Genomic DNA, 13432 nt, shown 5'->3' with positions numbered 1-13432 from the left:
GCCCCAGCCCCCAGCCCCGGCCCCGGGCCGGGTCCCGGGGCCGGGCCCGGGGTGTGTGGTGCCCCTGCCGGCCCGCCTGGCTGTCAGTCCTGGCCGTAGCGGGGGTCCACCGACTCGGGCGCGAGGCCGAGCAGATCCGCGACCTGCTCCACGACCACCTCGTGGACCAGCAGTGCCCGCTCGTCGCGGTTCTTCGTGCGGATCTCGACCGGCCGCCGGTAGACCACGATCGTCGCCGGCTTTCCCTTCTCCGCGGGTACCGAGCTGCCCAGAGGCACGCTCTCGTCCAGCGACCCCGGCACGTCCTGCACCAGGAACTCCACCTCGGCCAGCTGGGGCCAGCGTCGCTCCAGCCGCTCCACCGAGTCCTGTACGAGATCGCGGAACGACTCGGCCCGGCTGACGGAGAGCGGCACCTGCGGTGGAGCGACGGGCCCGCGCATCCCCCGGCCGTGGCGGTCGCGGCGACGCGTCCTGGGCTCGGTGGGACGGGGCGGTACGGGACTGTCCATCACTGACGCAGGGTAGCTCTCCCGGACCCGGCCGCATCGGGGCCGGGCCTTTCCCCAACCCCGGCGCATCGCCCTCGTGGGTGATGGGTCACCACCCTCAGGCGTGAACGTTTCCATGCCCTCGTACGCCGTCCTCCCGGGCACCCGGGGGCCGCCTTCGCGGGCCGCTCCCACCGGCCGCTCTCGCACTGTCGCCTATTGAACATTCAAGCCAAGTTTTTTCTCCGTTCGAGACCTCTCCCGGATCGCTGGGCTCGCCGTGAATGACGTAATTTGTATGCAGTGGTGACCGGATCGCAAGGGGCCCCGGATCGTGGGGCGTTGCCCCCACACAGGTCGGTACAGTTGGCCTGAACGCGGCTGTGCGGGACCTCGCAACGCGACACGCTCGAGTGACGTGGTGGAGAGTCATCGCGGCCCGCTCAAGAGTGCGGTACCGTCCAACGTCGTGAGCCCTGTACGTCGCTGTTCGCGCACCGCGTGCGGCCGTCCTGCCGTCGCGACACTGACGTACGTCTATGCCGACTCGACCGCGGTCCTCGGCCCCCTCGCCACCTATGCCGAACCCCACTGCTACGACCTCTGCGCCGAGCACAGCGAGCGGCTCACCGCGCCCCGCGGCTGGGAGGTCGTCCGGCTCTCCGACGCCTCCGGCCCGGCCAGGCCGAGCGGTGACGACCTCGAGGCGCTCGCGAACGCGGTGAGGGAGGCGGCACGCCCCCAGGAGCGCGCGGCCCAGGCCGGTGGCGGTGCCGGAGCGCGTAGGTCCGACCCGATGGAGGTCGCGCGGCGGGGGCACCTCAGGGTGCTCCGCTCGCCCGACCCCTGACGAACGCCCCCTTCCGTCCCCGGTCTTCTGCCCCTGGCTCCGGCTGCCCCGGCCCGGCGGGTACTTTGTTGCGACCACAGGGAATTCGGGAAGGTTGGGCCGTGGCTGCATCCTCTGCTGCTGATCTGTCACAGATCGTGAAAGCGTACGACGTGCGCGGGGTGGTGCCGGACCAGTGGGGCGAGTCGCTGGCCGAACTGTTCGGATCCGCCTTCGTCCAGGTCACCGGAGCGGATGCGATCGTCGTCGGCCACGACATGCGGCCCTCCTCGCCCGGTCTCTCCGGTGCCTTCGCCCGGGGCGCCGCCGCCCGCGGCGCCGATGTCACCATGATCGGCCTCTGCTCGACGGACCAGCTCTACTCGGCGTCAGGGCGGCTCGATCTGCCGGGCGCGATGTTCACGGCGTCCCACAACCCGGCCCGGTACAACGGCATCAAACTGTGCCGCGCGGGCGCGACACCGGTGGGCCAGGACACGGGCCTGACGGAGATCCGCGAACTGGTCGAGTCCTGGATCGCGTCCGGGGGCCCGGCGCCCGTGGCCGCCCCTGGAGCGGTGACGGAGCGCGAGACCCTCGACGACTACGCCTCCCACCTGCTCTCCCTGGTGGATCTTGCGGCGATCCGGCCGCTGAAGGTGGTCGTGGACGCGGGCAACGGCATGGGCGGCCACACCGTGCCGAAGGTCTTCGCCGCTCTGCCGGTCGAACTCGTGCCGATGTACTTCGAGCTGGACGGCACGTTCCCGAACCACGAAGCCAACCCCCTCGACCCCAAGAACCTCGTGGACCTCCAGAAGCGGGTGCGTGAGGAGGGTGCGGACATCGGCCTGGCCTTCGACGGCGACGCCGACCGGTGCTTCGTCGTCGACGAGCGCGGCGAAGGGGTCTCCCCGTCGGCGGTCACGGCCCTGGTCGCGGCACGCGAGCTGGCCAGGAACGGCGGCGGCGTCGTCATCCACAACCTCATCACGTCGTGGTCGGTGCCGGAGGTCGTGCGCGAGCACGGCGGCACACCCGTACGTACCCGGGTCGGGCACTCCTTCATCAAGGAGGAGATGGCCCGCAGCGGCGCGATCTTCGGCGGCGAGCACTCCGCGCACTACTACTTCCGCGATTTCTGGAACGCCGACACGGGGATGCTCGCCGCCCTCCACGTCCTGGCGGCCCTCGGGACGCACGAGGGTCCACTGTCCGACCTGGTCGAACGGTACGACCGCTACGCCGCCTCCGGCGAGATCAACTCCACGGTCGAGGACCAGGCGGGCCGCATGGCCGCCGTCCGCGAGGCCTTCGCGGCGCGCGACGGTGTCACCTTCGACACCCTCGACGGTCTCACCGTCTCGACTGCCGACTGGTGGTTCAACCTCCGCCCCTCGAACACCGAGTCCCTCCTCCGCCTCAATGTCGAGGCCCGCGACGAGACCACGATGTCGGCCCTGCGGGACGAGGTCCTCGGCCTGGTCCGGAACGGCTGACTGAAGCGCCCGGCCTGCGCAACCGCCCACCGCGGTCGGGGGTCCCTGCACCACCGGGGGTGCGTTCACTTCCGGTGGGGCTGGGGTACGAGCCGCTTGCCGCTTGCCGCTTGCCGCCCGCCGTCGTGCTCTTCGTGCCGTCGCGCTGGTGCATGGGCCACCCGCCTCGGCTCCCAGGCACGGCCATCCCTGACCACGGCCATCCCTGACCACGGCCATCCCTGAGCACGGCCGGGCCGGGGCGGGGTCTCCGCTCGACCTGCCCGCTCGGCCTGCCTGCCCGCTCGGCCTGCCTGCCCGCTCGGCCTGCCTGCCCGCTCGGCCTGCCCCGCACGCCGGGCCGCGCCCGCTGCGGCCCGGCGGTAGGCTGACGTGGCCCCATCCGCATGTTCGAAAGGACGATCCCATGCCGCTCGAAGCCGGCCTTCTGGAGATCCTCGCCTGTCCGGCCTGCCACGCCCCGCTCGAGGACGCGACGGCTGCCGAAACCCCCGAGCTGATCTGCACCGGCAAGGACTGCGGCCTGGCATACCCCGTAAGGGACGGCATCCCCGTACTGCTCGTGGACGAGGCCCGCCGCCCCGCGTAGGCGTCAAGCCCCCACCTGTCAGGCTGTTCGGCGAATCGGAGGCCCACCCCCATGCTCGACGAGTCACTCCTCGACGCCCCGGAAGCCCTCGCCCGCGCCGACCGTCGCGGTCTGCTCCGTGGCGCCGCGGAGGCAGGGGCACGCGTACGCACCGCCGCCCGGCACGCGGCCGAGGCCGGCATCGCCGTGCTGAGCCCGGAGGGCCGCCCACGCGCCGTGCTGATCGCGGGGCCCGGCACCGCGGCCACGGGCGTCGCCGACCTCCTCGCCGAACTGGCCGGACCCACCGCGCCGGTCACCCGTCTCCACCCGACCGGCGTCGCCCCGGCGGCAGGCGCCCTTCGCTGGGCGCTCCCCGGCTGGGCCGGCTCCGTCGACCTCCTCCTCATCGCCACCACCGACGGCAGCGAACCGGGCCTGGCCCTGCTCGCCGAGCAGGCGTACCGCCGCGGCTGCACCGTCGTCGCGGTGGCCCCGCAGCGTTCCCCGCTCTCCGAGGGGGTCGCCGGCATCCACGGCCTCGTCGTCCCCATGGCGACCGCACCCTACGAGCTGGACGAGGAGACCCGGAGCACCGCGAGCCCCGGCGCCTTCTGGGCCCTGTTCACCCCGCTCCTCGCGCTCCTCGACCGGGTCGGCCTGATCTCCGCCGCCCCCGAGGCGATGCAGAGCGTGGCCGACCGCCTCGACCGCATCGCCGAGCGCTGCGGCCCGGCGATCGCCACCTACGGCAACCCCGCCAAGACCCTCGCCGCCGAACTCGCGGACACGCTCCCGCTGATCTGGACGGAAGGCGCGGCAGGTCCCGTCGGCCGCCGGTTCGCGGCAGTGCTGGCCGAACTCGCCGGCCGGCCCGCCCTCGCCGCCGAACTGCCCGAGGCACTACCCGCCCACGGCATGCTCCTCGCCGGCGACTTCGCGGCGGGGGCCGACCCGGACGACTTCTTCCGCGACCGCGTCGAGGAGCCGCAGGCCGTCAGGGCACGGGTCCTGCTGCTGCGGGACAGCCTGGACAGCGGGTTCACGGCTGCCCCGGCGGCGCGGGAGCTCGCGCTCAGCCACGACACGGCCATCAGCGAACTGGAGCCGGAGGAGGGCAGCGCGCTGGAGACCCTCGCCGAGCTGCTCGCGGTGACGGACTTCGCCGCCGGCTACCTGGCCCTCGCGAGCAACGGCCACGGCTGACCGCCCACCCCGGTCCCGGCGCCCGCCCACCCCTTCCGGCGCACGGACCACCAGACCCACGCACGGCCTCGGGGGCGGCCCGCAACGCGGGCCGGTCGTCCGTCGAGGGGCCCGGCCCGGTCCCGGTTGCCGATCGGTCCCGTCCTTCCGACCCGGTACCCCGGTCGTTGCCGGGACACCCCGGCAGAGACCCTCCGTCCCTGAACCGTCCCGTCCCCGAACCGAACCGACCCGTCCGCCCCGAACCGACCCCGCCCCGCACGGACACACGGCCACTCACTCCGTAGACACCCGCCCACCAGCCGCCCACCAGTCACGCACCAGTCACGCACCCGCCACGCACCGAGTCGAGGATCACCCCTCATGGACCGCCTCTCCAACACCGTTCGCCCCTACGCCTGGGGGTCCACCACGCTCATCCCGGAACTCCTCGGCGTCGCCCCGACCGGCGAGCCCCAGGCGGAGATGTGGATGGGCGCCCATCCCGGTGCTCCGTCGGGGACCGGCCGCGGCTCCCTGAGCGACATCATCGACACGGATCCGGCCCGCGAACTCGGCCGACCGGCCCTCGAGGCCTTCGGCCCCCGGCTCCCCTTCCTCCTCAAACTGCTCGCCGCGGGCGCGCCCCTGTCCCTGCAGGTCCATCCGGACCGGTCGCAGGCCCAGGCGGGTTTCGCCGCCGAGGAAGCGGCCGGCGTCCCGCTCGACGCGCCCCACCGCAACTACCGGGACGACAACCACAAGCCCGAGCTGGTCTGCGCACTCACCCCGTTCGACGGCCTGTGCGGTTTCCGCCCGCCCGTCGAGACGGCCGACTTCATCGCCGCCCTCGACGTCGACTCCCTCAAGCCGTACGTCGACCTTCTCCACGCGCACCCAGAGGAGGCCGCGCTGCGCGAGGTCCTGACCGCGGTCCTCTCCGCCGACCCGGAGAAGACGGCCCACACCGTCGCCGAGGCCGCGGCGGCCGCGGAGCGCCTCGGCGGGCCCTACGCACCCTTCGCCGCCATCGCCCACCACTTCCCCGGTGATCCGGGCGTCATCGCCGCCATGCTCCTGAACCATGTGCGGCTCCAGCCCGGCGAGGCGTTGTTCCTGGGCGCCGGGGTGCCGCACGCGTACCTCGGCGGACTGGCCGTGGAGATCATGGCCAACTCCGACAACGTGCTGCGGTGCGGGCTGACCCCGAAGCACGTCGACGTCCCCGAACTCCTGCGCGTCGTGCGCTTCGAGGCGGGCGACCCGGGCGTTCTGCGCCCCGAGGCCGCCCCTTCCGGTGAGGAGCTGTACGACACCCCGATCGACGAGTTCCGGTTGTCCCGCTTCGTCCGGCCGCAGGGTGCGGCACCGGTGGACCTCACCCTGGCCACGCCGCAGATCCTGCTGGCGACGGAGGGGCGGCCGAAGGCCGGGGAACTCACGCTCGCTCCAGGGGAGTCGGCGTTCGTTCCGGCGGGCGAAAAGGTCGAACTGACCGGTATGGGAACCGTCTTCCGGGCCACTGTGGCGGTCTGACCCGGCGCGCACCGGGGCTCCTGCAACAATGTCCCGCCGTAACGAGGGAATCCCACTCAGGGGATCCCGGGCCCGGCCCGTGGAACTCCGGGAGCCCCATCGCGGGAACTCCGGGAGCCCCATCGCGGGAACTCCGGGAGCCCCATCGCGGGGATCCCGGGAGCCCGGGAGACCTCGGGAACCGCAGCAACGAAGGGACACCACGCACCCATGAGCGCGTCAGGCGGAACCAAGGCGATCGTCGCGGCGCTCGTCGCGAACCTCGCGATCGCAGTAGCCAAGTTCGTGGCGTTCCTCTTCAGCGGGTCCTCGTCGATGCTGGCGGAGAGCGTCCACTCGGTCGCCGACTCCGGAAACCAGGGCCTGCTGCTCCTCGGCGGCAGGAAGGCCAAGCGCGCGGCGACCCCGGAGCACCCCTTCGGCTACGGCCGCGAGCGTTACATCTACGCCTTCCTGGTCTCGATCGTGCTGTTCTCGGTCGGTGGCATGTTCGCCATCTACGAGGGCTACGAGAAGATCGTGCACCCCCACGCCATCACGGACTGGTACTGGCCGATCGGCGTGCTCGTCTTCGCGATCATCGCGGAGACCGTCTCCTTCCGTACCGCCATCAAGGAGTCCAACGCCGTGCGCGGCAAGCGCTCCTGGAAGGAGTTCGTCCGGCACGCCAAGGCACCCGAACTCCCCGTGGTCCTCCTCGAGGACCTCGGGGCGCTCATCGGCCTCGTCCTCGCGCTCTTCGGCGTCGGCCTCGCCCTGATCACCGGCAACGGCGTGTGGGACGGGATCGGCACCGTGTGCATCGGCGTCCTCCTCATCCTCATCGCGCTGGTCCTCGCGGCCGAGACCAAGTCCCTGCTGCTCGGTGAGGCGGCGGGTACGGAGGAGGTCGAAAAGATCAAGGCGGCGACGGTCGGCGACGACGCGGTGACCGGCATCATCCACATGCGTACGCTGCACCTCGGCCCCGAGGAGCTGCTGGTGGCGGCCAAGATCGCGGTCCGGCACGACAACACGGCCGAGCAGGTCGCCGCGGCGATCAACGCCGCCGAGGACCGCATCCGCAGCGCGGTCCCGATCGCCCGGGTCATCTACCTGGAGCCCGACATCTACAGCGAGGAGGCTGCCGCGGCGGGAGCGAACCCGGCGAAGACCCCGGGCGGCCCCGGCCCCGGGACGGCTCACTGACGGTGACCCCGCATCCCGGCGAGGGGTTTCGAGGGGTTCAAGGGAGTTCGAGGGGGTTCGTGGGGGTTCGAGGGGGCTCCGCACCGCGACGGCGGTACGGGGCCTCTTGCCCGGGCTGAGGCTCCCTTTCCTGCACCGAGCCCCCTTGCCCGGGCTGAGGCTCCCTTTCCTGCCCGAGGTTCCCTTCCCTGCACCGAGGCTCCTCGTGTCAGGGAGCCGCCGCCCCGGAAGCCGTCCCCGGAGTGCCCTCCAGGGCGGGCCCCGCACCCAGTGCCGTGCATCCCCGCCCCCACGAGCACGGCGCACCACATGACCGCCCGGCCGAATCTCCCGGAGCGCACACCCGCGTACGGCCGCGTCTCTCGGAATCCGGCCGGAAACGTGGCACGGGCGGGCTGTGGGCCGCGGCGGCGATCGGTGTAGATTCGTGACCAGAGCCAGACGTCGCTGCTGATGGCGGTCGGGCGGTCCGCGAGCGGACCGGCCGAGGGAGAGAGGGCCTCCGACGGACTGCGCTGCGGACGTCCCCGGCGTCCGGACACGCACGTGCGGCACCCGTGTGTGCTCGTGCGCGTGTCCGTTTCGCCGTAGCGACCGCAGAGCCATCCCGCCCGAACACCCTCGACCCCCGTGAGGAGCAGCTCGCGATGACGACTGTCGCCGCCGGCCAGGACTTCAAGGTCGCCGACCTCTCCCTGGCAGACTACGGCCGCAAGGAGATCACCCTCGCCGAGCACGAGATGCCCGGCCTGATGGCCATCCGCAAGGAGTACGCCGAGTCGCAGCCCCTGGCCGGCGCCCGCATCACCGGTTCCCTGCACATGACGGTGCAGACGGCCGTCCTGATCGAGACCCTGGTGGCGCTGGGTGCCCGCGTCCGCTGGGCGTCGTGCAACATCTTCTCCACCCAGGACCACGCCGCGGCCGCCATCGCGGTCGGACCGGACGGCACCCCGGACAGCCCGCGGGGCATCCCGGTGTTCGCCTGGAAGGGCGAGACGCTGGAGGAGTACTGGTGGTGCACGGAGCAGGCGCTGACCTGGCCCGACACGCCCACCGGTGGTCCGAACATGATCCTGGACGACGGTGGTGACGCCACCCTCCTCGTCCACAAGGGAGTCGAGTTCGAGAAGGCCGGTGAGGCTCCGGACCCGGCCACCGCGGACAGCGAGGAGTACGGTCACATCCTGCGCCTGCTCAACCGCACGCTGGCGGAGGACCCGCAGAAGTGGACGCGGCTGGCGTCGGAGATCAGGGGTGTGACGGAGGAGACCACCACCGGTGTCCACCGCCTGTACGAGATGCAGCGTGACGGCGTGCTCCTTTTCCCGGCCATCAACGTCAACGACGCGGTGACCAAGTCGAAGTTCGACAACAAGTACGGCTGCCGGCACTCCCTGGTCGACGGGATCAACCGTGCCACCGACGTCCTGATCGGCGGCAAGGTCGCGGTCGTCTGCGGTTACGGAGATGTCGGCAAGGGCTGCGCGGAGTCGCTGCGTGGCCAGGGTGCCCGGGTGGTCGTCACCGAGATCGACCCGATCTGCGCGCTGCAGGCGGCGATGGACGGCTACCAGGTCACGACGCTGGACGAAGTCGTGGACACGGCGGACATCTTCGTCACCACGACCGGCAACAAGGACATCATCATGGCCTCGGACATGGCCAGGATGAAGCACCAGGCGATCGTCGGGAACATCGGCCACTTCGACAACGAGATCGACATGGCCGGCCTGGCCGCGGTCTCCGGGATCGTCAAGGACGAGGTCAAGCCGCAGGTGCACACCTGGACGTTCCCCGACGGCAAGGTGATCATCGTGCTGTCGGAGGGCCGTCTGCTGAACCTGGGCAATGCCACCGGCCACCCGTCGTTCGTGATGTCCAACTCCTTCGCCGACCAGACGCTGGCGCAGATCGAGCTGTTCACCAAGCCGGAGGAGTACCCGACCGACGTCTATGTGCTGCCCAAGCACCTCGACGAGAAGGTCGCCCGGCTCCACCTCGACGCGCTCGGCGTGAAGCTCACCACGCTCCGCCCCGAGCAGGCCGAGTACATCGGCGTCAAGGTCGAGGGTCCGTACAAGCCGGACCACTACCGCTACTGACCCGCCGCACGGTGTGCCCCGGGGTCATCGACCCGGGGGCACACCCGGCGGCCGGTGGCACAAGCGCAGCAGGACAGGCCCCCGCACCCCCGTGTCGGGGGCCTGCCCATCAACCCGGGAAGTCAGGCACTCCCATGCCCCGCGGCCGCTATTCGCTCCATGACCCGCACGATCACACCCCCCTCGGTGAAGAGCACTTCCACTGCGCGCCCGGCCCGTCCGGCTGGCGCTATGTGGCCCAGCGGACCACCCCCTCAGGCGAGCACACGGGCTCCGTCGATCTGGCGCTCGACGAACTCGGCCGCCCCGTCCGGCTCGAACTCCACGCCGCGGGCTGGCAGGTCCGCGGCGGCGCCCTCGACGGCGTCACCTGGGTGCGCACCGACCCCGCCGGCGAGCACGCGGCCGAAGGCAGCGTCCGTGCCCATGCCTTCACCGGAACCTCCCCCGCCTTCCTCGTCGCCACCGCCCGGCTGCTCCGTCTCGCACCCGGCGACCCGGCGATCCGCGTCCGCCTCGTCGCCTTCACCGACCCGGTGCTGGCACCCCGGACCGTCGACCGCTCCTGGGCTCTGGTGAAGAGTGAAGCGCACAGCACTGACAACGGCCCTCTGACCGTGCACGAGTACCGGATCGGATGCCTGGACACCGGTGAGCAGCACACCGTGTACCTCGCGGGCGACGTCGTCCTCTCGGCGCCCGGTGTGGAACTGGAGGATCTCCAGACCCCGCCCTCGGTCTTCACCTGAACGAGGGTTCGCCCTCTGCACCACCGAGTGCTCGCCGGAGCGGAGAGAGCCGAGAGAGCCGAGAGAGTGCAGAGAGCGGAGAGAGTGTAGAGAGCCTGGACGAGGAGTCGCCCGAGGCTCCGTCTGCGTGGATCCCCGCCCTTGGGCGGTGCAGCACTGGCTTCCGGGCGCCGTCCCCGGGCAGCGTTCCGCCGCGGCCGGCCCTCCCCACGCGCTGCCGTGGGCTCCGGCGGGCGCGGGACGACGGCCACGGCACCTCGCCGCGTTGTCGGATCACCCGAGTACGCCCGGTGGGAGGACGATCCTCCGACTCGCGACGTACCGTGTCCGACGCCGCACGTGGATCCACCGGGACTGCGGGACGGCAGTTCCCGGTTGCCTCAGGCGGGTGGCGCGAACCCTGTCGCCGCAGGTCCTGATTTCCCGGCGCCGTCTTCCCCGGCGCCGTCGTGGGTCCGGGCGCGCGCCGGCACGGACGCGTCGGCCCGATCGGAAGCGGCGTGGTCGGAAGCGGCGTGGTCGGCGACCGCGGGACCGGGGACGGTCGGCGCCGCGAAGCCGGCGGAAGCTGCGGCGGTCGGCGCTCGTCGCGTCACCGGTGCCCCCGGCGAGAGGAGCGCCGTCGCGGGTCGGGCCTCGGGCGGCGTCGCTCCGGCATCGGGCACCGGCCGTGCGGGAGGCGAAGTGCGCACCGTGACCGAGGAACTCGCGGAGGAGACGGAGGGAACGGATTGAGCGGCGGGCCCGGCGGGCGCGGGGTTCGCAGGTGACGTCGGGCTCGGCGACGGCACCGTGCCGGTCCGTCGTGTGTCCCGGGTCTGCCGCTCGTGCACCACACCCGCCAGATACGCACCGGCCGGCACCCCGGGCGGGACTGGTGCGCCCGTGCACGCTGCCAGGTCACCGGCCAGCCGCTCGGCCAGGGTGCGGCGCACCTCCGCGTCGAGCTGGTCCATCCGCGTCAGGTACTGGCGTACGGCGAGCCACAGATCGTCCGGCACCCCGGACAGGTCGACCTCCGCGAACCGCCCGACCAGCCAGGGCGGCGGCGGGGGCAGGTAACCGGACCGGGTGGCGGGCACCCGTTCGCGGACGACCAGGGTCCCGGCGAAGACATCACCGACACGCCGCCCGCGTGCCGACACCAGCGAGGCGATGCAGGCGACGGCACCGAAGGTCATCAGGATCTCCACCACTCCGATCGCCCCGCGCACCAGCGCGTGCCGGAAGCGGATCGGGCCCCCGTCGTCGCGGACCACCCGCAGCCCGCAGGCGAGCTTGCCCACGGAACGTCCGTGGCTGAGCGTCTCGACGGCGATCGGCGCACCGACGAGGACGAGGACGAATGCCGCGATCGACACCGCCGTCCCCGCCGCCTGGTCCCACGACGCCGTCGCCATCGCCAGTCCGACGGATATCAGGAGGTACACCGCCCAGACGAGGGCGAGGTCGATCACCAGCGCCAGGGCGCGGCTCGGCAGCCTTGCCGGACGAAGTCCCAAAACCACGGCATCCCCGGTGACGACCCCGCTCACGGCGCCCACCCTCTCTCCACTCGCCTCGAACCGCTTCATCGGTCTTCGCACGCCTTCGCGACCCCTCAGTACGCAAGTCTGCCAAGCTGACATGCAAGCGCACCGCAGTAGTACGAGCAGACCCACGAGCAGACCCACACAGCAGACCCACCCGGCGGATCTACGAGCGGAAGTACGAGTCGTTGTACGCGCCGCCCCAGCGGCGGGCCCTGACCAGTGCCTGGAGCAGCAGCCGACCATGGACCTCGACGTCTTCGTCATGACCCACCGGGCGGAATGGGACCGCCTCGACCACCTCCTGGGCCGCGGGCGCCGTCTCGGCGGTGCCGAGGCGGACGAGCTCGTCGCGCTCTACCAGCGCACCGCCACGCATCTCTCACTGATCCAGTCCAGTGCCCCGGACCCCGTGATCACGGCTCGGCTGACCCAACTCGTCGCCCATGCCAGGGCTGTCGTCACCGGAACCCGCCGCGCCTCGTGGACGGACGCGATCCGCTTCCTGACCGCGGGCTTCCCGGCGGCGGTCTACCGCTCCCGGCACTGGTGGATCCCCACCGCGGTTCTCTCCGTACTCCTGGCAGCAGTCATCGGCTGGTGGATCGGTACGCATCCCGAGGTTCAGGCGGCCATCGCCGCCCCCGACGAACTGCGCGAGCTCACCCGTCCCGGTGGGCAGTACGAGACGTACTACTCGAGCCACCCGGCGGCTTCGTTCGCTGCCCAGGTCTGGACGAACAACGCCCAAGCCGCCGCGCTGTGCCTGGTCCTCGGTGCCTTCCTGTGTGTGCCGGTGCTCTGGATCCTCTTCCTCAACATGGCCAACCTCGGCATCGGGATCGGACTGATGTCGTCGGCGGGACGCCTCGACACCTTCCTCGGGCTCGTTCTTCCGCACGGCCTGCTCGAACTCACCGCCGTCTTCGTCGCCGCCGGCACCGGCCTCCGACTCGGCTGGACCGTCATCGATCCGGGGCCGACGACGAGGCGGGCCGCTCTCGCCCGGCAGGGGCGTGCCGCGGTCGGCATGGCCGTCGGACTCGCCCTGGTCCTCTTCGTCTCAGGCGCGATCGAGGGCTTCGTCACGCCCTCGGGCCTTCCGACCTGGGCCAGGATCACCATCGGAGTCGTCGCCGAGCTGGCGTTCCTGGCGTATGTGTACGTCCTCGGCGGCCGAGCGGCCCGAGCAGGTGAGACGGGGGACATCGACGTCTCGGAGCGCAGTGCCGAGGTGCCGACGGCCGCCTGATGTGCGGCCACGGCCGGGGAACTGCTAGTCTCCTCTTCGCTCACAGCCCATTGACACGGGCCGTGTGGGGAGGTAGATTCTAACGGTTGCCTCGGAGGAAGCAGATCTCCGAGTGTCACCATCTGAAGTCTCTCCCGCTCTCACCGGAAATCACATTTCCGTGGGAGCCACCCTCGAATCCCTGTCCGGATCGCAAGGCCGATTGGCTCGGCCGCGGAAGATTCTGATAGCGTCGGGGACGTCGAAAGGCGAAAGGCCCTCCAACGGCCATCGGATATGGATTTCGCACCGGGAACGGTACGGAAAACGGATCTGGTAGGGTTGGAAACACCGAAGGGAAGCGCCCGGAGGAAAATCCCAGAGAGTGTTCTGCGGGTGAGTACGATGGAAGCGTCCGTTCCTTGAGAACTCAACAGCGTGCCAAAAGTCAACGCCAGATATGTTGATAACCCCGTCCATCCGGATCATTGTTCGGTTCGGTTGGTCGTGGTTCCTTTGAAA

11 protein-coding genes are annotated in these 13432 nt (G+C 71.3%); 9 read left to right on the top strand and 2 right to left on the bottom strand.

What is annotated here, in order from left to right; genetic code table 11:
- Positions 1-83: 83 nt before the first annotated feature.
- Positions 84-512 carry a metallopeptidase family protein gene (locus tag DDQ41_RS08680; protein WP_109293964.1) on the bottom strand — a complete coding sequence of 143 codons (429 nt, stop codon included), beginning with the start codon at positions 510-512 and terminating at the stop codon, positions 84-86.
- A gap of 400 nt (positions 513-912) precedes the next feature.
- Between DDQ41_RS08680 and DDQ41_RS08675 the strand changes: the two genes are divergently transcribed.
- The 8 genes from DDQ41_RS08675 to DDQ41_RS08640 all read left to right on the top strand — a co-directional run bounded on the left by DDQ41_RS08675 (position 913) and on the right by DDQ41_RS08640 (position 10150).
- A complete protein-coding gene (locus tag DDQ41_RS08675; protein ID WP_109297623.1) occupies positions 913-1341 on the top strand; it encodes a DUF3499 domain-containing protein in 429 nt (142 codons plus the stop codon).
- Between the two features lie 101 nt (positions 1342-1442).
- Positions 1443-2819 (top strand): phosphomannomutase/phosphoglucomutase, encoded by a 1377-nt coding sequence (locus DDQ41_RS08670; RefSeq protein WP_109293963.1) that lies wholly within the window; start codon positions 1443-1445, stop codon positions 2817-2819.
- Between the two features lie 406 nt (positions 2820-3225).
- Complete coding sequence (locus DDQ41_RS08665; RefSeq protein WP_017945877.1) at positions 3226-3408, top strand: Trm112 family protein; 183 nt, start codon at positions 3226-3228, stop codon at positions 3406-3408.
- 51 nt (positions 3409-3459) lie between these two features.
- Entirely contained in the window at positions 3460-4593 is a 1134-nt protein-coding gene (locus DDQ41_RS08660; protein ID WP_109293962.1) for an SIS domain-containing protein, read from the top strand.
- Positions 4594-4956: 363 nt separating this feature from the next.
- Complete coding sequence (manA, locus tag DDQ41_RS08655) at positions 4957-6108, top strand: mannose-6-phosphate isomerase, class I (RefSeq protein ID WP_109293961.1); 1152 nt, start codon at positions 4957-4959, stop codon at positions 6106-6108.
- Positions 6109-6318: 210 nt separating this feature from the next.
- The gene (locus DDQ41_RS08650) at positions 6319-7296 is read left to right on the top strand and encodes a cation diffusion facilitator family transporter (RefSeq protein ID WP_109293960.1); all 978 of its coding nucleotides are present in this window, start codon (positions 6319-6321) and stop codon (positions 7294-7296) included.
- Positions 7297-7943: 647 nt separating this feature from the next.
- The gene (gene ahcY / locus DDQ41_RS08645; RefSeq protein WP_109293959.1) at positions 7944-9401 is read left to right on the top strand and encodes an adenosylhomocysteinase; all 1458 of its coding nucleotides are present in this window, start codon (positions 7944-7946) and stop codon (positions 9399-9401) included.
- Positions 9402-9535: 134 nt separating this feature from the next.
- Positions 9536-10150 (top strand): hypothetical protein, encoded by a 615-nt coding sequence (locus DDQ41_RS08640; RefSeq protein ID WP_109293958.1) that lies wholly within the window; start codon positions 9536-9538, stop codon positions 10148-10150.
- Positions 10151-10530: 380 nt separating this feature from the next.
- Here DDQ41_RS08640 and DDQ41_RS32325 read toward each other — a convergent pair whose 3' ends face one another.
- Positions 10531-11685 carry an RDD family protein gene (locus DDQ41_RS32325; RefSeq protein ID WP_262508650.1) on the bottom strand — a complete coding sequence of 385 codons (1155 nt, stop codon included), beginning with the start codon at positions 11683-11685 and terminating at the stop codon, positions 10531-10533.
- Between the two features lie 238 nt (positions 11686-11923).
- Here DDQ41_RS32325 and DDQ41_RS08630 point away from each other — a divergent pair, with 238 nt between their 5' ends.
- A complete protein-coding gene (locus DDQ41_RS08630; protein ID WP_109293957.1) occupies positions 11924-12931 on the top strand; it encodes a stage II sporulation protein M in 1008 nt (335 codons plus the stop codon).
- Positions 12932-13432: the final 501 nt, after the last annotated feature.

The organism is Streptomyces spongiicola (assembly GCF_003122365.1).
GTDB classification, from domain to species: Bacteria; Actinomycetota; Actinomycetes; order Streptomycetales; family Streptomycetaceae; genus Streptomyces; species Streptomyces spongiicola.
Note: the sequence above shows the minus strand (reverse complement) of the source record. Positions and strands in the feature narration are given on the sequence as shown.

What these genes read in the sequence shown, in the direction of transcription:
- DDQ41_RS08680 (WP_109293964.1), bottom strand. Translation starts at nt 512, where the DNA reads ATGGACAGTCCCGTACCGCCCCGTCCCACCGAGCCCAGGACGCGTCGC.
- DDQ41_RS08665 (WP_017945877.1), top strand. Translation starts at nt 3,226, where the DNA reads ATGCCGCTCGAAGCCGGCCTTCTGGAGATCCTCGCCTGTCCGGCCTGC.
- DDQ41_RS08660 (WP_109293962.1), top strand. Translation starts at nt 3,460, where the DNA reads ATGCTCGACGAGTCACTCCTCGACGCCCCGGAAGCCCTCGCCCGCGCC.
- manA (WP_109293961.1), top strand. Translation starts at nt 4,957, where the DNA reads ATGGACCGCCTCTCCAACACCGTTCGCCCCTACGCCTGGGGGTCCACC.
- DDQ41_RS08650 (WP_109293960.1), top strand. Translation starts at nt 6,319, where the DNA reads ATGAGCGCGTCAGGCGGAACCAAGGCGATCGTCGCGGCGCTCGTCGCG.
- ahcY (WP_109293959.1), top strand. Translation starts at nt 7,944, where the DNA reads ATGACGACTGTCGCCGCCGGCCAGGACTTCAAGGTCGCCGACCTCTCC.
- DDQ41_RS08640 (WP_109293958.1), top strand. Translation starts at nt 9,536, where the DNA reads ATGCCCCGCGGCCGCTATTCGCTCCATGACCCGCACGATCACACCCCC.
- DDQ41_RS08630 (WP_109293957.1), top strand. Translation starts at nt 11,924, where the DNA reads ATGGACCTCGACGTCTTCGTCATGACCCACCGGGCGGAATGGGACCGC.